The sequence below is a fragment of the Mesorhizobium sp. A556 genome (genome assembly GCF_054489545.1).
In genome coordinates this window covers 20388-44400 of the sequence record NZ_JBTMXA010000002.1, presented here as the reverse complement: position 1 = coordinate 44400, position 24013 = coordinate 20388, and the positions used below count along the sequence as shown (strand labels likewise).

21 protein-coding genes are annotated in these 24013 nt (G+C 63.0%); 13 read left to right on the top strand and 8 right to left on the bottom strand.

Going from position 1 to position 24013, the window contains the following annotated elements:
* The first annotated feature begins 34 nt into the window (after positions 1-34).
* The 3 genes from ACX3P0_RS04760 (at position 35) to ACX3P0_RS04750 (ending at position 3548) form a co-directional block, all read left to right on the top strand.
* On the top strand, positions 35-1123 hold the full coding sequence (locus ACX3P0_RS04760; RefSeq protein ID WP_459086927.1) for a CobW family GTP-binding protein: 1089 nt from the start codon (positions 35-37) through the stop codon (positions 1121-1123).
* Positions 1124-1126: 3 nt separating this feature from the next.
* Positions 1127-2101 (top strand): WD40 repeat domain-containing protein, encoded by a 975-nt coding sequence (locus tag ACX3P0_RS04755; RefSeq protein WP_459086925.1) that lies wholly within the window; start codon positions 1127-1129, stop codon positions 2099-2101.
* Between the two features lie 61 nt (positions 2102-2162).
* Entirely contained in the window at positions 2163-3548 is a 1386-nt protein-coding gene (locus ACX3P0_RS04750; RefSeq protein WP_459086924.1) for a glutamine synthetase family protein, read from the top strand.
* A 74-nt stretch (positions 3549-3622) separates the two neighbouring features.
* On the opposite strand, the gene ACX3P0_RS04745 is transcribed toward ACX3P0_RS04750, so the two are convergent.
* From ACX3P0_RS04745 to ACX3P0_RS04730, 4 genes are all read right to left on the bottom strand, one after another.
* On the bottom strand, positions 3623-4927 hold the full coding sequence (locus ACX3P0_RS04745; RefSeq protein WP_459087849.1) for a glycerate kinase type-2 family protein: 1305 nt from the start codon (positions 4925-4927) through the stop codon (positions 3623-3625).
* Positions 4890-5393, bottom strand: a complete 504-nt coding sequence (locus ACX3P0_RS04740) for a heme-degrading domain-containing protein (RefSeq protein ID WP_459086922.1) — start codon at positions 5391-5393, stop codon at positions 4890-4892. The genes ACX3P0_RS04745 and ACX3P0_RS04740 overlap by 38 nt, the downstream gene beginning before the upstream one ends.
* 321 nt (positions 5394-5714) lie before the next feature.
* Positions 5715-7028: a guanine deaminase gene (guaD, locus tag ACX3P0_RS04735; RefSeq protein WP_459086920.1), complete on the bottom strand. Its 1314-nt coding sequence runs from the start codon at positions 7026-7028 to the stop codon at positions 5715-5717.
* Between the two features lies 1 nt (position 7029).
* Entirely contained in the window at positions 7030-8247 is a 1218-nt protein-coding gene (locus ACX3P0_RS04730) for a urate hydroxylase PuuD (protein ID WP_459086918.1), read from the bottom strand.
* Positions 8248-8391: 144 nt separating this feature from the next.
* Between ACX3P0_RS04730 and ACX3P0_RS04725 the strand changes: the two genes are divergently transcribed.
* Both ACX3P0_RS04725 and dps read left to right on the top strand, forming a co-directional pair.
* Positions 8392-9312, top strand: a complete 921-nt coding sequence (locus tag ACX3P0_RS04725; RefSeq protein WP_459080725.1) for a LysR family transcriptional regulator — start codon at positions 8392-8394, stop codon at positions 9310-9312.
* Positions 9313-9405: 93 nt separating this feature from the next.
* Positions 9406-9894, top strand: a complete 489-nt coding sequence (dps, locus tag ACX3P0_RS04720) for a DNA starvation/stationary phase protection protein Dps (protein WP_459080726.1) — start codon at positions 9406-9408, stop codon at positions 9892-9894.
* A gap of 10 nt (positions 9895-9904) precedes the next feature.
* Here the strand turns inward: dps and xdhC are convergent, their stop codons facing one another.
* The 4 genes from xdhC to uraH all read right to left on the bottom strand — a co-directional run bounded on the left by xdhC (position 9905) and on the right by uraH (position 15039).
* Positions 9905-10762, bottom strand: a complete 858-nt coding sequence (xdhC, locus tag ACX3P0_RS04715; protein WP_459086917.1) for a xanthine dehydrogenase accessory protein XdhC — start codon at positions 10760-10762, stop codon at positions 9905-9907.
* Positions 10763-10831: 69 nt separating this feature from the next.
* The gene (xdhB, locus tag ACX3P0_RS04710) at positions 10832-13186 is read right to left on the bottom strand and encodes a xanthine dehydrogenase molybdopterin binding subunit (protein WP_459086915.1); all 2355 of its coding nucleotides are present in this window, start codon (positions 13184-13186) and stop codon (positions 10832-10834) included.
* Positions 13186-14667: a xanthine dehydrogenase small subunit gene (gene xdhA / locus ACX3P0_RS04705; protein ID WP_459086914.1), complete on the bottom strand. Its 1482-nt coding sequence runs from the start codon at positions 14665-14667 to the stop codon at positions 13186-13188. The genes xdhB and xdhA overlap by 1 nt, the downstream gene beginning before the upstream one ends.
* 3 nt (positions 14668-14670) lie before the next feature.
* Complete coding sequence (gene uraH, locus ACX3P0_RS04700; protein ID WP_459086913.1) at positions 14671-15039, bottom strand: hydroxyisourate hydrolase; 369 nt, start codon at positions 15037-15039, stop codon at positions 14671-14673.
* A gap of 194 nt (positions 15040-15233) precedes the next feature.
* On the opposite strand from uraH, the gene puuE reads away from it, so the two are divergent.
* The 8 genes from puuE to ACX3P0_RS04660 all read left to right on the top strand — a co-directional run bounded on the left by puuE (position 15234) and on the right by ACX3P0_RS04660 (position 23941).
* On the top strand, positions 15234-16667 hold the full coding sequence (puuE, locus tag ACX3P0_RS04695; RefSeq protein WP_459086912.1) for an allantoinase PuuE: 1434 nt from the start codon (positions 15234-15236) through the stop codon (positions 16665-16667).
* 26 nt (positions 16668-16693) lie between these two features.
* Positions 16694-17527, top strand: coding sequence for a bifunctional allantoicase/(S)-ureidoglycine aminohydrolase (locus tag ACX3P0_RS04690; RefSeq protein ID WP_459087848.1), 834 nt, complete (start codon positions 16694-16696; stop codon positions 17525-17527).
* A gap of 2 nt (positions 17528-17529) precedes the next feature.
* The gene (locus tag ACX3P0_RS04685; protein WP_459086910.1) at positions 17530-18033 is read left to right on the top strand and encodes an ureidoglycolate lyase; all 504 of its coding nucleotides are present in this window, start codon (positions 17530-17532) and stop codon (positions 18031-18033) included.
* Positions 18033-18626 carry a nucleoside deaminase gene (locus tag ACX3P0_RS04680; RefSeq protein WP_459086909.1) on the top strand — a complete coding sequence of 198 codons (594 nt, stop codon included), beginning with the start codon at positions 18033-18035 and terminating at the stop codon, positions 18624-18626. The genes ACX3P0_RS04685 and ACX3P0_RS04680 overlap by 1 nt, the downstream gene beginning before the upstream one ends.
* 256 nt (positions 18627-18882) lie before the next feature.
* Positions 18883-20472 carry an ABC transporter substrate-binding protein gene (locus tag ACX3P0_RS04675; RefSeq protein ID WP_459086907.1) on the top strand — a complete coding sequence of 530 codons (1590 nt, stop codon included), beginning with the start codon at positions 18883-18885 and terminating at the stop codon, positions 20470-20472.
* A gap of 15 nt (positions 20473-20487) precedes the next feature.
* Entirely contained in the window at positions 20488-21447 is a 960-nt protein-coding gene (locus tag ACX3P0_RS04670; protein ID WP_459086906.1) for an ABC transporter permease, read from the top strand.
* A gap of 9 nt (positions 21448-21456) precedes the next feature.
* Positions 21457-22287, top strand: a complete 831-nt coding sequence (locus ACX3P0_RS04665) for an ABC transporter permease (RefSeq protein ID WP_459080736.1) — start codon at positions 21457-21459, stop codon at positions 22285-22287.
* Positions 22280-23941 carry an ABC transporter ATP-binding protein gene (locus ACX3P0_RS04660; RefSeq protein WP_459080737.1) on the top strand — a complete coding sequence of 554 codons (1662 nt, stop codon included), beginning with the start codon at positions 22280-22282 and terminating at the stop codon, positions 23939-23941. Before ACX3P0_RS04665 ends, ACX3P0_RS04660 begins: the two co-directional genes overlap by 8 nt.
* Positions 23942-24013 lie beyond the last annotated feature (72 nt).

Genomic DNA, 24013 nt, shown 5'->3' with positions numbered 1-24013 from the left:
TATGGAGGCAACAAATCCCCTTCGAGGTTCAGACATGAGCGACACCCAGACGCAAATTCCCGTGACCGTGCTTACCGGCTATCTCGGTTCCGGCAAGACCACGCTGCTCAACCGGATTCTCTCGGAAAACCACGGCAAGCGCTACGCTGTGATCGTCAACGAGTTCGGCGAGATCGGCATCGACAACGAGCTGATCGTGGAATCCGACGAGGAAATCTACGAGATGAACAATGGCTGCGTCTGCTGCACGGTGCGCGGCGACCTGATCCGCGTGGTCGAGGGCCTGATGCGCCGCCCCGGCCGCTTCGACGCCATCGTCATCGAGACGACGGGCCTCGCCGACCCGGTGCCGGTGGCGCAGACCTTCTTCATGGACGACGACGTGCGCTCGAAGACCAAGCTCGATGCTGTCGTGGCGCTGGTCGACGCCAAGCACCTGCCGCTGCGCCTCAAGGACTCCAAAGAGGCCGAGGACCAGATCGCCTTTGCCGACGTCATCGTGCTCAACAAGACCGACCTGGTGACGCCCGAAGAATTGCGCGCCGTCGAAGCAACGATCCGCGCCATCAACCCGGCCGCGAAAATCCACCGCACCACCCGCGCCGGCCTGCCGCTGACGGACGTTCTGGATCGCGGCGCGTTTGATCTCAGCCGCGCGCTGGAGAACGACCCGCATTTCCTCGAAGCGCATGACGAGCATGACCACGACCATGAGTGCGGCCCGGATTGCGACCACGATCACGATCACCATCATCATGACCACGACCATCACGGCCACGATCATCATGATCACGACCATGCGCATCCGTCCGCCATTCATGACGTGACGGTGCAGTCGGTTTCGCTGCGCGGCGGCGAGATGGACCCTAAAAAGTTCTTCCCGTGGATCGAAAAAATCACCCAGATGGAAGGCCCCAACATCCTGCGGCTGAAAGGCATCATTGCGCTCAAGGGCGACGACGAGCGCTACGTCATCCAGGGCGTGCACATGATCATCGAAGGCGACCACCAGCGCGCGTGGAAAGACGGCGAAAAGCACGAAAGCCGGCTGGTGTTCATCGGCCGCGAACTCGACGCCGAGAGGCTGAAAAACAGCTTCGATGCCTGCCAGGCAGCAGCCTGACACATGCCGACAGTTGCGCCTCTCGACCTCGACGGTCATTGCATCGCCGCCGTCTTCCTGAATGACGTCCCGCATTTCGCCATGGCGGATGGCTCGATCCATCGGCTCGATCACGGCCAGAAAACCATGCAGGCCAATGACGGCCTGCTCTGCGCCGTCCATGACCCGGCCAGTGACCGGCTGATCACCGGCGGCGAAGACGGCAAGGTGTTTGCCGTCGAGGCTGACGGAAAAGCCACCGAACTGGCGAGCGCGGGCAGGAAATGGATCGCCAACGTCGCAGCCGGCCCGCAAGGCGCGGTCGCCTATGGCACCGGCAAGACGGCCTACGTGCGTTTCAACGACGGTAGGTCGAAGGAATTTTCGCATCCGCGCTCGGTCGAGGGTGTCGCCTTTTCGCCAAAGGGCATGCGCATCGGCGTTGCTCGTTATAATGGCGCAACGCTGCATTTCCCCGCTGCCGAGGGCAAGCCGACTGAACTGGAATGGGCCGGCGCGCATACAGGGATCACCTTTTCGCCGGACGGCAATTTCCTGGTCACCTCCATGCAGGAAAACGCGCTGCATGGCTGGAAGCTTGCCGACGGCAAGCACATGCGCATGTCGGGCTATCCGGGCAAGGTGAAGAGCCTGTCGTGGGCTGCCAAGGGCAAATGGCTGGCAAGCTCCGGCGCGCCGGCGGCCATCGTCTGGCCGTTTTCGGGCAAGGACGGCCCGATGGGCAAGGCCCCGCTGGAACTCGGCACGCGCGGCAACGCCATGGTGACCTGTGTGGCCTGCCACCCGAGCGAAGACGTCACCGCCATCGGCTACGACGACGGCATGGTCATCGCCGCGCGTTTTCAAGACGCCAAGGAAGTGCTGCTGCGCCGGCCGGGCAAGGGCGCGATCATCGCGATGATGTGGGACAAGAGCGAACGGCGCGTGGTCTTCGGCAGCGCCACCGGCGATTGCGGCGTCATCGATATTTCCGCCTGAAGCCCCAGTTGCGGGGAAGCGTGCGGCATGAGACAAGCACAAGGTTCAACCGAGCGCCATCATGACTTCACCTTCGGGTTCGACGCCCACCGAGGCGAAAGCCTTCCTTGAACGCCATCCCGAAATCGAGGCGGTGGATATCGTGCTTATCGACGCCAATGGCGTCGGCCGTGGAAAAATCATCCGCCGGCATGAACTGGTGCCGGTTTTCGAGGGCGGACGGCACATGCCGATTTCCGTGCTCGGCCTCGATATCACCGGCGAGGATGTCCACGAAACCGGCTTGATCTGGGCAACCGGCGACGGCGATCTGCGCGCCTGGCCCATTCCCGGAACGCTGGCGCCGCTGCACGGCACGCAGCCGCCGCGCGCGCAGGTAATGATGTCGATGTACCATCTCGACGGCGCGCCGATGACCTCCGATCCGCGCCACGCGCTTGCCCGTCAGGTCGAAATCCTGGCCGAAAAGGGGCTTCATCCGGCCGGCGCCTTCGAACTTGAATTTTTTCTCCTCGCCAATGAGCGCGACGGCGACGGCAAGGTGCAGCCGGCGCGCGCGGTGCTCGACGGCCGCCATTCGGCCAAGACAGAGGTGTATTCGGTCGATCACCTGCACGGCATGGAGCCGCTGTTTTCCGATATTTACCAGGCCGCGAAGCTGCAGGGCATTCCGGCCGAGACGGTGATTTCGGAATATGCGCCGGGCCAGTACGAATTGACGCTGAACTACCGCGAGGACGTGATGCGGGCAGCGGACGATCTGGTCATGCTGAAGCGGCTGGTGCGCACGCAGGCGCGCCGGCACGGCGTGACCGCCTGTTTCATGGCCAAGCCCATCGAGAAATACGCCGGCTCCGGCATGCATTTCCACGTTTCGCTGCTCGACGAGAACGGCAGGAACGTCTTTACGGAGACGGATGGCGAAACCCGCTCCCTGCCCCTCCTGCAGGGTCTGGGCGGGCTTATCCAGACCATGGCGGAATCGATGCTGGTGTTTGCGCCGCATGCCAATTCATGGCGGCGTTTCGTCTCGCAATCCTACGCGCCGGTAACGCCGACCTGGGGCGTCAACAACCGCTCGGTAGCGCTGCGCGTGCCGGCGGGCGACAAGAAAAGCAGGCGCATCGAGCACCGGCCGTCGGGCGTCGACGCCAATCCCTATCTGGTCGCCGCGACCGTTTTGGCGGGCATCGTCAAAGGGCTCGACGAAGGCCTCGATCCCGGCCCCGAAACCGTCGGCAACGGCTACGAAGCGGCTGAAACGCGCACCACGATGCCGGTCGACTGGCGCGCCGCAATCGAGGCGGCACGGGCATCGACGTTTCTCAAAAGCGCCCTGGGGGAGGATCTGCACCGCACCTTCGTGGCGATCAAGCAATCCGAATATCTGCGCGTGGCGCGCACCGTCAGCGAACTGGACTACCACCTCTATTTGCACGAGGTGTGATGGCAGCGTGGTGCGTCCTTCGAGGCTCGCTCCGCTCGCACCTCAGGATGAGGGAGGTGGCATTTGCCTCGCCACTACCGCACCAAAATCGCCCGCAAATCGTTGACATTGGTGCCGGTCGGGCCGGGCACGAACAAATCGTCCACCGCATTGAACGCGGTCCAGGCATTGTTGCCGGCCAGCATGGCTTTTGCGTCGACGCCTGCCGCGCGCATGCGCTGGACGGTCGAGCCATCGGCAAACGCGCCGGCATTGTCTTCCGAGCCGTCGATGCCGTCCGTGTCGGCGGCGAGCGCATGGATGCCGTGGACCCCGGCGATGCCGATGGCGAAGGCCAGCAGGAATTCGGAATTGCGGCCGCCTTTGCCCTTGGCTCTAAGCGTCACGGTCGTCTCGCCGCCCGACAGGATCAGCACCGGCTTGTTGAACGGCCGGTTTCGCACCGCGACCTCACGGGCGATGGCTGCATGGACCGAGCCCACTTCGCGCGCTTCGCCCTCGATGGAATCCGACAGAATAACCGCATCGATGCCATGACGCGCGGCTTCCGCGGCGGCGGCTTCCAGCGATACGGCGGCGGAAGCGATCAAATGCACCTCGTTGCGGGCGAATTTTTCGTCGTCCGGGCGCGGCGCATCGGCGGCGGGCGAGCCGATATGCGCCATCACCGCTTCGGGCAGCTTCATGCCATAGGCGGCGATCGCGGCCAGCGCATCCTCGCGGTTGGCGGCGTCGGGAATCGTCGGCCCGGAGGCGACCAGCGCCGGGTTGTCGCCGGGAATGTCGGACACCACCAGCGACACGACTTTTGCCGGCCATGCGGCGGCGGCAAGCCGGCCGCCCTTGATGCAGGAGAGATGCTTGCGGATGGCGTTCATCGCCGAAATAGGCGCGCCGGAGGCCAGAAGCGCCTCGTTGACGGCGATCTCGTCGGGCAGCGTCAGGCCGGGTGCCGGCGACGGCAGCAGCGCCGAGCCGCCGCCGCAGATCAGCGCCACGACGAGATCGTCCTCGGTCAGGCCGGCAACCTTCTCCAGCAGCCGGCGCGATGCTTCCAGCCCGGCCAGGTCAGGAACGGGATGGGCGGCCTCGATGACTTCGATACGCTCGGTCTTCGCACCATAGCCGTAGCGGGTGACGACCAGCCCCTCCAGCGGTCCGTCCCACGCCTTCTCGAATGCGGCCGCCATCTGCGCCGCCCCCTTGCCTGCGCCGACAATGACGGTGCGGCCCTTGGGCTTGCCCGGCAAATGGCTGCGGATGGTTCTTTCCGGATCGGCGGCGGCAACGGCGATGTCGAAGATGGAGGTCAGGAAGGATTTGGGATCGATGACCGCCACTTCACTCTCCTGCCTTCGGCAGCGCCAGCGCCTTGGCATCCTTGCCGAGGCAAGCGCATAGGGCATCCACGACGACGCCGTGGTCGTCGCGCTCTGGCAGGCCGGAAACGGCAATGACGCCAATGACGCCGGTACCTTTCACGGTAATGGGGAAGCCGCCGCCGGCCAGCACATAGTCGGTGATATCCAGCCCCTCGCCCGGCTTGAAGGTGCGGTCGGGCCGGTCCTGCTCCAGCACCATGCGGTAGGTGCTTTTGAGAAAGCGCTTCACGACATTGATCTTGCGCCGCGCCCAATCGGGGTTGGAGGCGTTCGAACCGGGCAGTGCTGCATAGAAAAGCGGGCGGTCGAAGGTGCGGATATCGATGACAATCGGCATGTTTTCCGCCATGCCGCGCTCGCGGATCGCCGAGCCGATGGAGAACGCGGTCGCCTCGTCGAAACTGTCGAAGACGAGGGTGGCCTCCTGCCGCCTGATCGTCTCGATATCGTCGGCTGCGGTCATTTTTCTTCCCTTGAAACTTATCGTCCGATTTGTACGACAAGTATCGCCCGGTCAAGCGCTGTGCGCCCTTCGAGGCTCGCTCCGCTCACACCTCAGGATGAGGGAGGTTGGCGTTTGCTTCGGCGTTGTGCGTCCTTCGAGGCTCGCTTTGCTCGCACCTCAGGATGAGGGAGGTAGTAGTTGGCTCAGGCGTGGCTGAGCCGATGCATGATTTCCCACGGTGCGAATGAGGATCACCGCCGTTCGAACCCCCGCTTTAAAATCCCGTTGCACCACCGTCCTCATCCTGAGGTGCTCGCAAAGCGAGCCTCGAAGGGCGCACTACCCAGCCATGTCGCTCTTGGCCGCTCTGCCGGCCACATAGACCTCGCGCACGGCGCGGTCGTCACCCAGCGTCTGCAGCAGGAACAATTCCTCCGCCAACGTTTCGATTGTCTCCATGCGAAGCTTCATTCCCTGCGTCGCGCTCGAATCCAGCACGACGACATCCGCGTCGGTGCCTTCCGCCAGCGTGCCCACTTTTTCCGCGACCGACAGCGCTTCGGCGTTGCCGCGCGTGATCTGCCAGAAGGACTGGAACGGGTTCAGCTTCTCGCCGTTCAGCGCGATCACCTTGTAGCCCTCGTCCATGGTGCGCAGCATGGAATAGTTGGTGCCGCCGCCGACATCGGTGGCGGTGGCGATGCGCAGCGGCTTTTCGCGGCGGCGATAGCGCTGGTAGTCGAACAGGCCGGAGCCAAGGAACAGATTGGATGTCGGGCAAAACACGGCGATGGAACCGCTGTCCGACAGCGCGTCCGCCTCGCGCTCGGACAGGTGGATCGAATGGCCGAACAGGCTTTTTGCGCCGAGCAATCCGTAACGCTCGTAGACGTCGGTATAATCGCGCGCCCACGGATAGAGTTCCTGCGTGAAGGCGATTTCGGCGTGGTTTTCCGACAGGTGCGTCTGCATATGCAGGCCGGAAAATTCCTTCACTAGCGCGCCCGCCATCTCCATCTGCTCCGGCGACGAGGTGATGGCGAAGCGCGGCGTGATGGCATAAAGCTGGCGGCCCCTGCCGTGCCAGTCGCCGATCAGCGCCTTGGTGTCGTCATAGCCGGATTGCGGCGTGTCCAGCACGCCCTCCGGCGCGTTGCGGTCCATCATCACCTTGCCGGCGATGTTGAGCATGTTGCGGGCGTGGCTTTCCTCGAAAAACGCCTCGGCCGACGCCTTGTGCACCGAGCAATAGGCCGAGACCGTCGTGGTGCCGTGGCGCAGCATCTCGTCCAGGAACAGGCGCGCGATGCGGCGGCCATGCTGCGCGTTGGCGAATTTCGTCTCTTCCGGGAAAGTGTAGACGTTCAGCCAGTCGAGCAGCTCCGCGCCATAGCTGGCGATGACCTGCATCTGCGGGAAATGAACATGCGCGTCGATGAAGCCGGGCAGCAGCAGGTGCGGCCGGTGGTCGATCTTTTTCGCGCCCTCGCCCGCCTGTTTTTCGATCTCGGCATAGCCACCGGCAGCGACGATTTTTCCGTCGCGGATCAGCAGGCCGCCATCTTCCTCATAGCGGTAAGCGGCCGCGTCATCGATGCTTTCCGGCCAGCGCAGAAAGGAAAGCGTGCGGCCGCGCAGGAGTGTTGTCGTCATGCTATTTCCCCGCGCCCTCGAACCAGCTTACCAGCAGGGCGCGCTCCTTGTCGGTGACCTGCGTGACGTTAGCCGGCGGCATGGCGTGGCTGCGGCCGGCCTGCAGGTAGATTTCCTTGGCATACGCGGCAATGCCCGCATCCGTATCCAGCATCACGCCATTCGGCGCATGATAGATGCCTTCATAAGACGGTTCGGCCGCATGGCACATGGCGCAGCGGCCCATTACCGTGTCGCGCACCGCCGGAAAATGCGCGGAAGCCACGTAAATTTCAGCAGCCGCCGACACTTTAGGCTCGCCGGTCAGCACTTTCGGCACCGTCGACAGCCAGATGATGACGATGAACAGGAGGAGGGCCACCAGCCACGTCCAGGTCGGGTTGCCCTTCCTGGCATGATGCGTGTTGAAATAATGCCGGATCAGCACGCCGATCATGAATACCAGCGAGGCGATGACCCAGTTGAACTCTGTCCCGAACGCCAGCGGATAGTGGTTGGACAGCATCAGGAAAAGCACGGGCAGCGTCAGGTAATTGTTGTGCAGCGAGCGCTGCTTGGCGATCTGGCCGTATTTCGGATCGGGTTTGCGCCCGGCGATCAGGTCTGCGACGACGATCTTCTGGTTGGGGATGATGACCATGAAGACGTTGGCCGACATGATGGTGGCGGTGATGGCGCCCAGATGCAGGAAGGCGGCGCGCCCGGTGAACAGATGCGTCAGCCCCCACGCCATGAACACCAGGATGACGTAGAGCAGCAGCATCAGGCCGGTGTCGGCCTTGCCGATCAGGTAGCGGCACAGCACGTCGTAGACGATCCAGCCCGAGGCGAGGCAGGCGATCGAGATCATGATGCCGACCGGCACCGATACGTCGAGCACGTTCGGGTCGATCAGGAACAGGCTCGCACCCGCGTAATAGACGATGGCGAGCAGGGCGAAACCCGACAGCAGCGTGGCGTAGCTTTCCCATTTGAACCAGGTCAGGTGCTCGGGCATCTCGGCCGGCGCGACCAGATATTTCTGGATGTGGTAAAAACCACCGCCATGCACCTGCCATTCCTCGCCATAAGCGCCGGCGGGCAGGCCGGGACGCTGACGCAGACCGAGGTCGAGTGCCACGAAATAGAAGGACGAGCCGATCCAGGCGATGGCGGTGATGACATGCAGCCAACGCACCGCAAAGGCGAGCCACTCCCAGAAAATCGCGAAATCGAGCATGATCGTCCTTCCTCTCGAGCCTGCGACTTTACGGGCTGGCGCGTAAACGAAAAGGGGTGGCGCGCACGAGGACTTTCAAAAAAAAATGTAAAATACTACGGTCCACCCACGCAGCCGCCTGAAAGCCACGGATCGAAACCCAACATGGCCTATCTGGACAACATTTCCGTTTTCGTCCGCGTCGTCGAACTGGGCAATCTGTCGGCCGCGGGACGCGACATGCGCATCTCGCCAGCGGTCGCCTCGAACCGCATCAAGGAATTGGAAAAGCATCTGGGCGTGCGCCTGTTCAACCGCACGACGCGGCAGTTGATGCCGACCGAACACGGTACGGTTTTCTATGAAGGCGCAAAACAGGTAATGGACGCAATCGCGCATGCCGAGGCCGCCGTCAGCGCCCTTTCCGGCCAGCCGCGCGGGACCATCAAGGTCACTGCGCCGCTGGGGCTCGGACGCCGCCTGATCGCTTCGGGCATTCCCGATTTTCGCGACAGATATCCCGATATCGAGGTGCGGCTGCGGCTCTCCGACCATAATGTCGATATCATGAAGGAAGGCATCGACGTCGCCTTCCGGCTCGGGATCATCGAGGATTCCTCGCTGCGCATGCGCGGCATCATGGATTGCGAGCGCGTGCTGGTCGCGGCGCCCGCCTATCTCGAAACGCATGGCGAGCCGAACGACCCGAGCGACCTTCTGGATCGAAAGCACGATTGCCTTATGCTGCGCTATCCCGGCAGCCGGGAGTTCTACTGGATGCTGCAAATGCCGACCGGGCCGCACAAATTCGAAGTGCACGGGCCGTTCGACAGCGATGACGGCGATGTGCTGACCGGCTGGGCGCTTTCGGGGCGCGGCATCATCAACAAGCCGCGCTTCGAGGTCGAGCCGTATCTGCGCGACGGGCGGCTGAAAGTGATCCTGGCAGCCACGCCGCCAACACCGGTGCAGTTCGCCGCGGTCTACCCGCACAAGAAGTTGCAGGACCCCAAAGTGCGGCTGCTGCTCGACTTCATGGCCGAGCGCTGCCAGCGGCTGATAAAAGACCTTCTGGCGGGCAAATAGAAGCAGTTGAGGAACCGGTGCGCGCCTCGCACATTAATGGAATGCGCGACCGGCGCTGGCCGCCCTTCGCGACCTAACCCTATGGAGTTCCCGATGGCCTCTCATCCCACACACAACGATCTCAAATCCAACGCCAAGAAAGTCTCGATCGACATTCTCAACGCCCGTCTCGCCGACGCGATTGACCTGGCGCTCATCACCAAGCAGGCGCACTGGAACCTCAAGGGGCCGCAGTTCATCGCCATCCACGAGATGCTGGACGGTTTTCGCGCCGAACTCGACGTACATGTCGATACGATCGCCGAACGTGCGGTACAGTTGGGCGGCACCGCCATCGGCACCTCGCAGGCCGTGGTCAAGGCATCGCCGCTAAAGCCCTATCCGACCGACATCTACAAGACCAAGGACCACCTCGCGGCGCTGATCGAGCGCTATGCGCTGGCGGCAAACAATGCCCGCGCAGCCATCGACGATACGGACGAGGCGGGCGATGCCGATGCCGCCGACATCCTCACCGCCTATTCGCGTTCGCTCGACAAATCGCTGTGGTTCCTGGAAGCCCACACGCAGGAAAAAGAATAGTTTTTCGATTTTACCCGGTTACGCGCTGCCGTTTTGGCGGCGCGACCGGCGCGATGCTCTGCGCAAGCGCCGTCATGATTTCGGCGGCGGCGAGCGCTGCGATAACGCGCGGACGCTTGTCCTTGACGGCGTCGCCGCCGATCGGTGAAACGAGGCGGGCAAATTCCGCCTCGTTGCCGCGGGCGGTTTTCAGGAACCAGCTTTTGAAAGTCGCTTTCTTGGTTTTCGAACCGATCATGCCGACATAGGCCGCGTCTCCGCGTTTCAACGCTTCCGCGACGATCAGGAAATCCAGCGCGTGGTCATGGGTGAGCACGACGAAGGCAGCGCCGGGCAAGGCTTGCCGCACGATTTCCTCCGGCATCGGCGTCAACCGCGTCTCGACCGCTTCCGGCATGCCTTCCAGCGCATCGGCGCGTGTTTCGACCACGATGGCCTGAACCGGCAGCAGCGCAATCGCCGCCGCCAGCGCCTGCCCGACATGACCGCCGCCGAAAATGCAGACCTGTGGGAGGCCCGCTTCCTCGACTTCCGCCGCCGCCATCAATTCCGCCGCAAGCGCGTCGTCGATCCGGCGGATCAGCACTTCCACCCTGCCGCCGCAGCACTGGCCGATTTCCGGCCCGAGCGGAATATCGAGCGTGGCGCGAAGATCGTGCCCGTTGGGTGACAGCATCTGCCGCGCCTTGTCGATCGACATGAATTCAAGCTGGCCGCCGCCGATGGTGCCATGAATGGCCGAAGCGGAAACCAGCATGGATGCGCCCTTTTCGCGCGGCGTCGAGCCTTTCGCCGACGCGACCTCGACAAGGGCAAGAAGCTCGGCAGAGCCAAGGAAATCCTTCAATTCCTGCACGGTCGACGTCATGTGCGACCTCCCATGGCTTGGACGGCGGGCTTCTTCGGCACACTCACCTCCGGCACACCCCCGCCGACGCTATTTCCCGGCTTCCTGCTTCAGCCTTTCCATTGTCATCAGCACGCGCTCCGGCGTTGCCGGCGCGTCGAGGCGCGGACAGATCTTGTGGTCGGCAACGCTGGCCACCGCGTCCGACAGCGCATGCAATACCGACAGGCCGAGCGGCAGGGGCGGCTCGCCGACGGCCTTGGAGCGATGGATGGTCGGCTCATAGGCTTCCGACCAGTCGGTCAGCGCGACGTTGAAGATTTTCGGCCGGTCAGACGCCAGCGGAATCTTGTAGGTGGACGGCGCATACGTGCGCAGCCGGCCCTTGCCGTCCCACCACAGTTCCTCCGTGGTCAGCCAGCCCATACCCTGGATGAAACCACCCTCGACCTGGCCAAGGTCGATGGCCGGGTTCAACGAGCGGCCGGCATCGTGCAATATATCGGTGCGCTCGACCACATATTCGCCGGTCAGTGTGTCGACCGACACCTCCGAACAGGCCGCGCCATAGGCGAAATAGTAGAAGGCATGCCCCTTGCCCTTGGCGCGATCCCAATGGATCTTCGGCGTCTTATAAAACCCCGCCGCCGAAAGCTGGATGCGCGCCGTATAAGCCTGCTTGACCAGATCGTTGAAGGAAATCTCCTGGTTGCCGACCCGCACCCGGTTGGGAAGGAAAACGACCTGATCCTTTGGAACCTGATGCGCTTCGGCGGCAAAGTCGATCAGCCGTTCCTTGATCTGGCGGGCCGCGTTCTGCGCCGCCATGCCGTTCAAATCCGCACCCGACGAGGCAGCGGTCGGCGAGGTATTCGGCACCTTGGCCGTGGTCGTGGCGGTGATCTTGACGCGCTCGATGTCGATCTGGAATTCCTCGGCCACCACCTGCGCCACCTTCAGGTGCAGGCCCTGCCCCATTTCGGTGCCGCCATGGTTCATGTGGACCGAGCCGTCGGTATAGACATGCACCAGCGCGCCGGCCTGGTTGGAATCGGTGCGGGTGAACGAAATCCCGAACTTGACCGGGGTAAGGGCGATGCCGCGCTTGATGAAGCGGCTGTTGGCATTGAAGGCCGCGATCTCGCGCCGCCGCCCGGCATAGTCGGCGCTTGCCTCCAGTTCCGCCACGATGCGCTGGATGATGCAGTCCTCGACCTTCTGGTGATAGGGCGTGACGTCGCGGCCGGCCCGCTTGTCCATCGGATCGTAGAAATTCAGTTTTCGGATTTCGAGCGGGTCCTTGCCGACCGCGAAGGCGATCTCGTCGATGACACGCTCAGCCCCGACCATGCCTTGCGGTCCGCCAAAGCCGCGAAAAGCGGTGTTGGAAACCGTATTGGTGAACAAGGGCGCCGAGATAGCGTGAACGGCCGGGTAGAAATAGGTGTTGTCGCAGTGAAATAGCGCCCGGTCGCCGACCGGACCCGACAGATCGGCCGAAAAGCCGCAACGCAGCGCGAAAATGTAGTCGATACCGAGAATGCGGCCCTCGTCGTCGAAGCCGATGTCGTAATCGATGGCGAAATCGTGCCGCTTGCCGGTAGCGGTCATGTCCTCGTCGCGGTCCATGCGCAGCTTCACCGCCCGCTTGTGCTTCTTGGCGGCAATCGCCGCCAGCACCGCGGTCTGGTTGGCCTGTGTTTCCTTGCCGCCGAAGCCGCCGCCCATGCGGCGCACTTCCACCGTCACCGCATGGTTGGGCACGCCCAGCGCATGCGCGATCATATGCTGCGTTTCGGTCGGCCCTTGCGTCGAGCAATAGACCGTCACTTCATCGTCTTCGCCCGGCACGGCCATCGACACCTGGCCTTCGAGATAGAAATGGTCCTGCCCGCCAAGCTTCATGCGGCCCTTTACGCGCCGTGGGGCCGTGGCAAGGGCCGCCGCCGCATCGCCGCGCTTAAGGACCATCGGCGTAGTGACCTGGCGGTCCGTTTCCGGGTTCAGGTCCCAGATTTCGATGGTCGCGGGCAGTTCCTCATATTCGATTTTTGCCAGGCGGGCAGCGCGACGGGCCTGTTCGCGCGTCGTTGCCAAAACGACGAAGACGGGCTGGCCGTGGAACAACACCTTGTCCTGCGCGAGAACAGGATCGTCGTGCATGCCGCTGGGCGAAATGTCGTTGTCCCCGGGAATATCCTTCCAGGTCAGCACATCCACGACGCCGGGCGCGGCGCTCACCGCCGAAAGGTCCATGGCCTTGATGAGGCCGTGAGCGACCGTGGAGAGGCCCATGCCGAGATGAAGCGTACCGGCCGGTTCCGGCAAATCGTCGATATAGACCGCCGTACCGCTGACATGCTTGTGGGCTGAATCATGGCTGCGCTCGGTGGCGACGCCGCCGCTGATCTTTACGGCCTTCAGGTTGGGAGTGTGCTTGGTCATCATGCCGCCTCATGCCGGGAAACCTGGATCGGCCCCTTGGTGCCGCTGGTTTCCGCAAAGAACCGCAGCAGCAGATTGCGCGCGGCCATCGACCGATATTCGGCGGTAGCGCGCATGTCGGTGAGCGGCGAGAAGTCATTGGCGTATTCGGCCATCGCGGCCTCGACCGTCACTTCCGTCCACGGTTTGCCGATAAGGGCCTGTTCGACAGCGCTGGCCCGCTTCGGCGTCGCCGCCATGCCGCCATAGGCGATGCGAACTTCGGCAACCGTTCCATCCGGGGCCAGCGCGATGAAGAACGCGCCAAGGGCAGCGGTGATATCCTCGTCGCGGCGCTTGGTGATCTTGTAGACGGCGAATTTTTCGCCATTCGCCGGCACCGGCACGGTGACCTTCTCGACGAACTCGCCCGGCTGGCGGTCCTGCTTGCCATAGGCGATGAAGTATTTTTCGAGCGCAATGGTGCGCCGCTGTTCTCCCTTGCGCAACGTCAGCGTCGCGCCCAGCGCGATCAAGGGCGGCGGCGTGTCGCCGATCGGCGAACCGTTGGCGACGTTGCCGCCGATGGTGCCCATGTTGCGCACCTGCTCGCCACCAATGCGATCAACCAACGGGCCAAGTGCTGGAATATGCTTTGAAAGCGTTGAGAAGGCTTCCGTGTAGGTGACGCCCGCGCCTATGCTGACGACACCGCCCGTTGCAGAGATTTCGCCCAGCCCATCGAGATTGCCGATGAAGATCGCGGGCGAAATATCGCGCATCTGCTTGGTCACCCACAGGCCGACATCGGTCGAGCCTGCAACGACGGTAGCGGTTGGTTCGGCCTCGAGCAGAGCGGCAAAATCGTCGGCATTGGCCGGGACGATCAGGCGCTTCTTGCCGGAGCCGATCTCGACGCGCGCGCCGTCATGCAGCGCCTTCAGCCTAGCCGTGATCGCCTCACGCTCGACGCGCAGCGGATCGTTTTGCGCCTTGCCATAGCTGGAAATGGCACGCGCGGCGCGCATGATCGCCTCATAGCCGGTGCAGCGGCAGAGATTGCCCTGCAAGGCTTTTTCGATTGCCGCATTGGACGGGCTGGAATCGCGCATCCAAAGCCCATAGAGCGACATGACGAAACCGGGCGTGCAAAAGCCGCATTGCGAGCCGTGGAAATCCACCAGCGCCTGCTGCACCGGATGCAGTCTTTTGCCGTCGCCGTGCAGGTGCTCCACCGTCACCACATGGCAGCCGTCGAGCGAGCCCATGAAGCGGATGCAGGCATTGACGCCTTCATAGACGAGGCCTTTGGCCGTCAGCTTGCCGATCAGGACAGTGCAGGCGCCGCAATCGCCCTCGGCGCAGCCTTCCTTGGTGCCGCGCAGCGAACGGGAAAGCCGTAGCCAGTCGAGCAGCGTCGCGTCGGGCGCGATGTCGCTGATGGCGACATCCTCGCCATTGAGGATGAAGCGCAGTTCATGGCGGGTGGTGGGATTTGGCATGGTTCAGCTCCCCCTATATGTGGAGTAGCCGTAGGGCGAAACAAGCAACGGCACATGATAATGCACCGCCTCGGCCATGCCGAAGCGGATCGGTACGCTGTCGAGAAAGGCGGGCTGCGGCAGTTCGGTGCCCTGCCGGCGCAGATAATCCCCGGCGGCGAACACCAGTTCGTATTCGCCGGTCTTGAACTCCTCGCCCGCGAGCAGCGGCGCGTCGCAGCGCCCGTCCTGATTGGTCACCACGGTCTTCAGATGGGTACGACTGTCGCCGGAGACGCTGAACAAGCGGATGGAAAGGCCCGCCGCCGGTTTGCCCGTCGCTGTGTCCAGCACATGCGTGGTCAGGCTCCCGCCGGATGATGCTGCTCCCATGATGACCGCCTCCCTTGGCCCGCCCCTTGGCCGCCACTTGCCTATATCGCTGATATTGTGCGCCATTTAACGGCGTAGCATAAGACGTGGTCGAGCGGCTTGCCCCAAAAACACTTTCAAATTTTTCGGGGGAATGCCACGGCATAGTTTGGACTATTCTCAAACGGCAGCTCCATTGCGGGGGAGATAGACGGATGCATTATCTAAGAGACATGCGTGGCTACGGCGCCAATCCGCCGGACCCGAAATGGCCGGGTGGCGCGCATGTCGCCGTCCAGTTCGTGGTCAACTACGAGGAAGGCGGCGAAAACTGCATCCTGCACGGCGACAAGGCATCCGAAGCCTTCCTGTCCGAGATCACGGGGGCTGCCCCCTGGCAGGGCATGCGTCACTGGAACATGGAATCGATCTACGAATATGGCGCGCGCGCCGGCTTCTGGCGGGTCCATCGCCTGTTTACCGAGGCGAACGTGCCGGCCACCTGCTACGGCGTGGCCAGCGCGCTGGCGCGCTCGCCCGACCAGCTTGCTGCCATGCAGGAAGCCGGCTGGGAGATCGCCACGCACGGGTTGAAATGGATCGACTACCGCGATCATTCGCCGGAAGACGAGCGCCGCGACATCGAGGAATCGATCCGGCTGCACACCGAAGTGACGGGCGAGCGCCCGACCGGCTGGTATACCGGCCGCTCGTCGGAAAACACGGTGCGGCTGGTCGCCGAGGCCGGAGGCTTTGCTTACTGCTCCGACACCTATGACGACGACCTGCCCTACTGGCTCGACCATGACGGCCACGGCCATGCCATGGAGCCGCTGCTCATCATCCCCTATACGCTCGACGTCAACGACATGCGCTTCGGCATCCAGGCGGGTTTTTCGAACGGCGAGCAGTTCTACACCTATCTGAAGGACAGTTTCGACACGCTCTATGAAGAAGGCAAGGCCGGGCGGCCGAAGATGATGACCGTCGGCCTGCATTGCCGCCTGATCGGCCGCCCGGGCCGCGCGGCGGCGCTGAAGCGCTTCCTCGAATACGTCAAAAGCCACGACAAGGTATGGCTGCCCCGGCGCATCGACATCGCCCGGCACTGGCACGAGCATCATCCCCATGAAGCGGCGGCACTGCGGCCTTCGCGCATGGACCGCAGCGATTTCGTAAAAAGCTTCGACGGCGTGTTCGAGCATTCGCCCTGGGTGGCCGAACGCGCTTACGAACTTGAACTCGGCGCTGCCCATGACAGCGCGGGCGGCCTGCACAACGCGCTTTGCCGCGTCTTTCGCTCGGCCAGCGAAGCGGAACGGCTCAGCGTGCTCAAGGCGCACCCAGACCTTGCCGGCAAGATCGCCCAGGCCAGGCAATTGACGCCGGAATCGACGAAGGAGCAGGCCTCAGCCGGGCTCGATGCGCTGACCGACAGGGAACGCGAGTTGTTTTCCAAGCTCAACGCGGCCTATGTCACCAGCTTCGGCTTTCCCTTCATCATCGCCGCCAAGGGCCGCAACAAGGACGAAATCCTTGCCGAATTCGAAGCCCGCATCGGCAACCCCCGCGAGACGGAACTCAAGACTGCCTGCAAACAGGTGGAGCGCATCGCGCTGCTTCGCCTCAAAGACATGCTGCCGCAATAGGCCCCGAACCGATGGATAGGAAGACAATGTCCGGCCGCACCTATTATGCCCCAACCGGCGGCCTGCCGCCGCAGACCCAGCTTCTGACGGATCGCGCCGTTTTTACCGAAGCCTACGCCGTCATCCCAAAGGGCGTGATGAGCGACATCGTCGCCAGCCCGCTGCCACATTGGGACAAGACCCGCGCCTGGGTGCTGGCGCGGCCTTTGTCGGGCTTTGCCGAGACGTTTTCCCAATACATCATGGAAGTGCTTCCCGGCGGCGGCTCGGACCGCCCCGAGCCGGACGCCGGCGCGGAAGGTGCGCTATTCGTGGTCGAGGGCCAGTTGACCGTCACGCTGGACGGGCAAAAGCACAGCCTCAAGCCCGGCGGCTTCGCCTTCATCCCGCCGTCCAGCAACTGGCAGGTGCGCAACGAGGGCAGCGGCCCCGCCCGCTACCACTGGGTCCGCAAGACCTATGAAGTTGTCGACGGCATCGAAGTACCGGAAGCTTTTTTCGCCGACGAGGCGGATATAGCGCCCTTGGCCATGCCCGACACCAATGGCGCATGGGCGACGACGCGCTTCGTCGATCCCAGCGATGTGCGCCACGACATGCATATGACCATCGTGACGCTGAAGCCTGGCGGCGTCATCCCCTTTGCCGAGACGCATGTGATGGAGCACGGGCTCTATGTGCTGGAGGGCAAAGCGGTCTATCATCTCAACCAGAACTGGGTGGAGGTCGAGGCCGGCGATTTCATGTGGCTGCGCGCCTTCTGTCCGCAGGCCTGCTATGCCGGTGGCCCCGGCAATTTCCGCTATTTGCTCTACAAGGACGTCAACCGACACGCCAAGCTTGGCGGGTTCGGGCGGTGACCATGGAACGGATCGTCGCCCGGAAACTGACCCGTGAGGCGTTTGCGCCGTTCGGCGAGGTCATCGATACGGACTGCGACACCCACTATCCGATCAATGACGGCAAGTGCGAGCGTTACCACGCGCTGGCGCGCGCGGAGGCCGGCGGGCCGAACGGCCATGTCATCATCAATTTGTTCAAGGCGACGCCCTATGCATTTCCGCTATCGGTTTCGATGGTGGAACGGCATCCGCTCGGCAGCCAGGCCTTCATTCCGTTGTCGCCACGGCCTTTCCTGGTGATCGTCTGCCATGACGGGCCGGATGGTCCCGGCACGCCGAGCGCCTTTCTTACCGCACCCGGCCAGGGCGTGAACTACAAGCGCAATCTGTGGCACGGCGTGCTGACCCCGATCGGCGAGCCGCAGGATTTCGTCGTGGTCGATCGCGGCGGCGACGGCTCGAACCTCGAGGAATTCTACTTCCCGCGCCCTTACGAAATTCACCTGCCCGAAGAGTTTGCTTGATGACCGATATTTCGCTGATCGACCGTCTGCTCGACGTGATCGAAAACGACATTGTGCCGATGACGGCCAAGGGCGTGGCGGAGGGCAACAAGCTGTTCGGCGCGGCCATCCTGCGCAAGGGCGACCGCTCGCTGGTTCTGGCCGAAACCAACAACGAGGTCGAAAATCCGCTCTGGCACGGCGAGGTCCATTGCCTGAAACGCTTTTATGAAATGCCCAAGGCCGAACGCGTCGACACCGGCGACGCCATCTTCCTCGCCACGCACGAACCTTGCTCACTATGCCTGTCGGCGATCACCTGGGCCGGGTTCGACAATTTCTACTATTTGTTTTCACACGAGGATTCGCGCGATTCGTTCGCCATCCCGCATGATCTGAAAATCCTGAAAGAGGTCTTTACCCTCGACCCCGGCGGCTACAACGCGGAAAACGCCTATTGGAAAAGCTTCTCCATCCGCAGGCTCGTCCGCGCCTTGCCGGATGCGGAACGCGCAAGGCTCGAGGCGCGCATCGGCAGGGTATCCGCCCGCTACGACGAACTGTCGACGCAGTACCAGGAAAGCAAGGCTGACAACGACATTCCGCTGAATTAGGACCACTCCTGCAGCGCGTCGCGCTGCCCCTTTTCACGCGGACAATCTCTTCCAAATCTCTGGTGATTTCCCCCGGTTGCGATGCCGATGTCGCATTTTGGCTATCGGCATAGGTTGCTGTCTCGAACGCGACATGCGATTTACGCCACGCCATGTCGTATTCGGTCTTGCGCAATGGTCCGGCTTACCTTCATTATTGGCCCAACAAGAAGCAAGAAAGCGACTATCTAGTCGTGCCATCAGAGTGAGGAACCAAATGTCTAAAGAACTCGAATTCCTTAGCCGGCGTGTTGCGTCCGGCAAGCTGAACCGCCGTGATTTTCTGGGTCGGGCGGCAGCGCTCGGAGTCAGCGCGGCGTTTGCCAACACGCTGCTTGCCGATGCGGCGCGCGCCGAAGGCCCGGTCAAAGGCGGCATGCTGAAGGCCGGCCTGCAGGGCGGCGAATCCTCCAACGTGCTCGACCCGGCGCTGAACCTTTCCCAAGTGAACTTCTCCTTCGGCAAGGCATGGGGCGAACTGCTGGTCGAACTGAACCCAGACGGCAGCCTGGAAAACCGCATCGCCGAATCCATCGGCTCATCGCCCGACGCCAAGACCTGGACGATGAAGATCCGCAAGGGCATCGAATTCCATGACGGCAAGACCGTTTCGGCCGAAGACGTAGTCGCCACGCTCGAGCGCCACAGCGATGAAAAGTCGAAATCGGCAGCCCTCGGCATCCTGCAGGGCATCGACAAGATGAAGGCCGATGGCGACGAGGTCGTCATCACGCTGAAGGACGCCAACGCCGATTTCCCCTACCTGATGGCCGACTACCATCTCGTCATCCAGCCGAACGGCGGCAAGGACAACCCGAATGCCGGCATCTCGGCCGGCCCCTACAAGGTGACCATCAACGAACCGGGCGTGCGCTATGGCGGCGAGAAGTTCGCCAATTACTGGCAGGGCGACAAGCTCGGCCATGCCGCCCAGATCGAGATCATCGTCATCAACGACGCGACGGCGCGTACAGCGGCTCTGCAGGGCGGCCAGGTCAACATGGTCAACCGCGTCGAGCCGAAAGTGGTCGACCTGGTCAAGCGCGTTCCCGGCGTGACCATCCAGAACGTATCGGGCCGCGGCTTCTACCCGTTCAACATGTTCTGCGACACCGCGCCCTTCGACAGCAACGATCTGCGCATGGCGCTCAAGCTCGCCATGGACCGCGACGAACTGCTCGACAAGATCCTGCGCGGCTATGGCAAGGTCGGCAACGACATCCCGGTCAACGAAGCCTATCCTCTGTTCCCGAGCGACCTGGAACAGCGCAAGTTCGACCCCGAAAAGGCGGCCGAGTTCTACAAGAAGTCGGGCCATACCGGTTCGATCCTGCTGCGCACTTCCGATGTCGCCTTCCCCGGCGCTGTCGATGCCGCCCAGCTTTACCAGCAGAGTTGCGCCAAGGCCGGCATCAAGATCGAGGTCAAGCGCGAGCCGGGCGACGGCTACTGGTCGGAAGTGTGGAACAAGCAGCCCTTCTCGCTTTCCTACTGGGGCGGACGTGCGACGCAGGACCAGATGTATTCGACGGCCTATGTCTCGAGCGCCGACTGGAACGACACGCGCTGGAAGCGGCCCGATTTCGACAAGATGGTGCTCGATGCGCGCGGCGAACTCGACCAGGACAAGCGCAAGAAGATGTACCACGACATCGGCGCCGTGATGCGCGACGAGGGCGGGCTGATCGTACCGTTCTTCAACCAGTATATCGACGCCACCGGAAAGGGCGTGCAGGGCTGGGTCAACAACCCCGCTCAAGAGATGTGCGGCGGCTACGCCTTGTCGATCTGCTGGCTCGAAGCCTAAGCCGGCTTTGAGCGCATGTCCTCACCCATCCTGAAACTCGTTACCCAGCGCATCGCGCTGGGTATCATCCTGCTGTTGGCCGTCTCGGTCCTGATCTTCGCCGGAACCCAGATCCTTCCCGGCGACGTTGCGCAATCCATCCTGGGCCAGGCGGCAACGCCGGAATCGCTTGCCAATCTGCGGGCGGAACTGGGGCTGAACGATCCGGCCTATATCCGCTATCTCCACTGGCTGGGCGGCGTCTTGACCGGCGACCTCGGCACGGCGCTTTCGAGCGGGCAGGACATCGCAACATCGATCGGCGGGCGGCTGTGGAACACGCTGTTCCTCGCCTTCTGCGCTGCCGTCGTGGCGGTGCCGCTGGCGATCCTTCTCGGCCTGCTTGCGGTACGCTACCGCAATGGCTGGGTGGACAAGCTGATTTCAGGGCTGGCGCTGGCGTCGACTTCCTTTCCCGAGTTCTTCATCGGCTATTTGCTGGTCTATTTCTTCGCCGTGCACTGGCAGATCTTCCCGGGCATCTCGACCGTCTATGACGGCATGCCGTTCCTCGCCCGGCTCGAGGCCATCGCGTTGCCGACGGCGGCGCTGACCCTGGTGGTGCTGGCGCAGATGATGCGCATGACGCGCGCGGCCATCCTCAACATCATGCAGTCGGCCTTCGTCGAAACGGCCGAACTCAAGGGCCTGTCGGCGTTTGCCATCATCCGCAAGCACGCCCTGCCCAACGCGGTCGCGCCGATCATCAACGTGGTGATGCTCAACCTTGCCTATCTCGTCGTCGGCGTCGTCGTCATCGAGGTCATCTTCGTCTATCCGGGCATGGGGCAATATCTGGTCGACCATGTCGCCAAGCGCGACGTGCCCGTCGTGCAGGCCGTGGGGCTGATTTTCGCTGCCGTCTACATCACGCTCAACATCGTTGCGGATATAGCGTCGATCATCGCCAATCCGCGTCTCAGACATCCGAAATAGGGCGGCGCCATGATCAACCTAACACGCATCCCGCTTCCGGCGCTGATCGGGATCATCATGACAACGCTGTTTGTCCTCGCGGCGATTTTCGCGCCCTGGATCGCGCCCTACGGCAATGCGCAGATCGTCGGCGACGTCTGGCAGCCGATGTCGTCGCAATTCTGGTTCGGCACCGACAATCTCGGTCGGGACCTCTTGTCCCGGATGATCTACGGCGCGCGCATCACCATCTTCATTGCGGTGCTAGCCACCGCGCTGTCCTTCACGCTCGGTGCCACGCTCGGCTTTTGCGCCGCGGTGCTGGGCGGCTGGTTCGACACGCTGATGTCGCGCCTCGTCGACCTTTTGATGGCGATCCCGACTTTGATCATGGCGCTGGTGGTGCTGTCGGTGCTGCCCTCGACGCTGGTCACGCTGATCCTGGTCATGGGCATACTGGACTCGACACGCGTCTATCGGCTGTCGCGGGCCATCGCCGTCGATATCGAGGTCATGGATTTCGTCGAGGCGGCGAAACTGCGCGGCGAAGGCTTGTTGTGGATCATCTTCCGCGAAATCCTGCCCAACGCGCTGTCGCCGCTGATCTCGGAACTCGGCCTACGCTTCATCTACGCCATCCTGTTCCTGTCGGCACTGTCCTTCCTTGGCCTGGGCGTACAGCCGCCTGACGCCGACTGGGGCGGCATGGTCAAGGAAAACAAGGACGGCATCGTCTTCGGAATCGCGGCAGCCCTCATTCCCGCGGCCGCGATCGCCATCCTGGGTATTTCCGTCAACCTCGTCGCCGACTGGGTTCTCAACCGTACGTCGGATCTCAAGGGAGGGCGCGGTAATGGCTAAGGACAAGACCGAAGCGAAGCCGGACATCCTGCTCGACATCCGCAATCTGCGCATCGAGGCGACGGTCTATCCGCCTGGCGAGCCGCCCAAGAACATCGTCATCGTCCACGACGTTTCGCTGACGCTGGAAAAGGGCAAGGTGCTTGGCCTGATCGGCGAATCGGGCGCGGGCAAATCCACCATCGGCCTGTCTTCCATGGGCTATGGGCGCGGCGGCGTGCGCATCACCGGCGGCCAGGTTCTCCTCAACGGCCGCGACATATTGAAGGGTGGCAAGGATGGCTTGCGCAAATTGCGCGGGCATGAAGTGTGTTATGTCGCGCAGTCGGCCGCGGCGGCCTTCAACCCGGCCCACCGGCTGATGGATCAGGTCGTCGAGGCGACCCTTCTGCATGGCAGGGCCAGCCGCACTGAGGCCGAGAAACGCGCGATCAAGCTGTTCAAGGCGCTCAGCCTGCCCGACCCCGAGCATATCGGCGAGCGCTTCCCGCACCAGGTTTCGGGCGGCCAGTTGCAGCGCGTGATGACGGCGATGGCGCTGTGCTCCGAGCCGGACCTGATCGTGTTCGACGAACCGACCACGGCGCTCGATGTCACCACGCAGATCGACGTGCTGGCGGCGATCAAGAATGCCATCCGCGAGACGGGCGTGGCAGCCCTCTACATCACGCACGATCTTGCCGTCGTCGCCCAGGTGTCGGACGAGATCATGGTGCTGCGCCACGGGCGGCTGGTCGAATGGGGCGGCACCCGCCAGATCATCAAGGAGCCGCGTCAGGAATACACCAACGCGCTGGTTTCCGTGCACGAGATCGAGCACGAGGAAAAGAAGCCCGGCACGGCACCGTTCCTTTCGGTCAAGAACGTCACGGCGGCCTATGGCGGCGGGCATGTGAAGGTTCTCAAGAACGTCTCGGTCGACATCTACCCCGGCCAGACGCTAGCCGTCGTCGGCGAATCCGGTTCCGGCAAATCGACGCTGGCGCGCGCCGTCACCGGCTTGCTGCCGCCAGAACAAGGCACCGTCACTTTCGACGGACGCCCGCTCGCCAACCGGCTGGCCGACCGGCCGAAGGAAGATCTGCGCCAGTTGCAGATGATCTACCAGATGGCGGACGTCGCCATGAACCCGCGCCAGACGGTCGGCACTATCATCGGGCGACCGCTGGAGTTCTATTTCGGCATGCGCGGGCGCGAACGCGATGCGCGCGTGGCCGAACTGCTCGACAAGATCGAGATGGGCAAGGGCTTTCTCGACCGCTATCCGGCCGAGCTTTCTGGCGGGCAGAAACAGCGCGTCTGCATTGCCCGCTCGCTCGCGGCCAAGCCCAAGCTCATCATCTGCGACGAGGTGACTTCGGCTCTCGACCCGCTGGTGGCCAATGGCATCCTCAAGCTTTTGCTCGACCTGCAGGCGGAAGAAAACGTCGCCTATCTGTTCATCACGCATGATCTGGCGACGGTGAAGTCGATCGCCGATTCCATCGCGGTGATGTATCGCGGCGAAGTGGTGCGCTACGGGCCCAAATCGCAAGTGCTGAAGCCGCCCTTCGACGCCTATACCGACCTTTTGCTGTCCTCCGTGCCCGAAATGGAGATGGGCTGGCTGGAAAAGGCGATCGCCGGGCGCCGCATGGCGAGCGCCGGGAATTAGGATTCCCGGCGCTCAGGATTTATTGAGCGGCACACGAGAGATTCGGGGTTTGTGAAAAGACGAGGTTCGAAC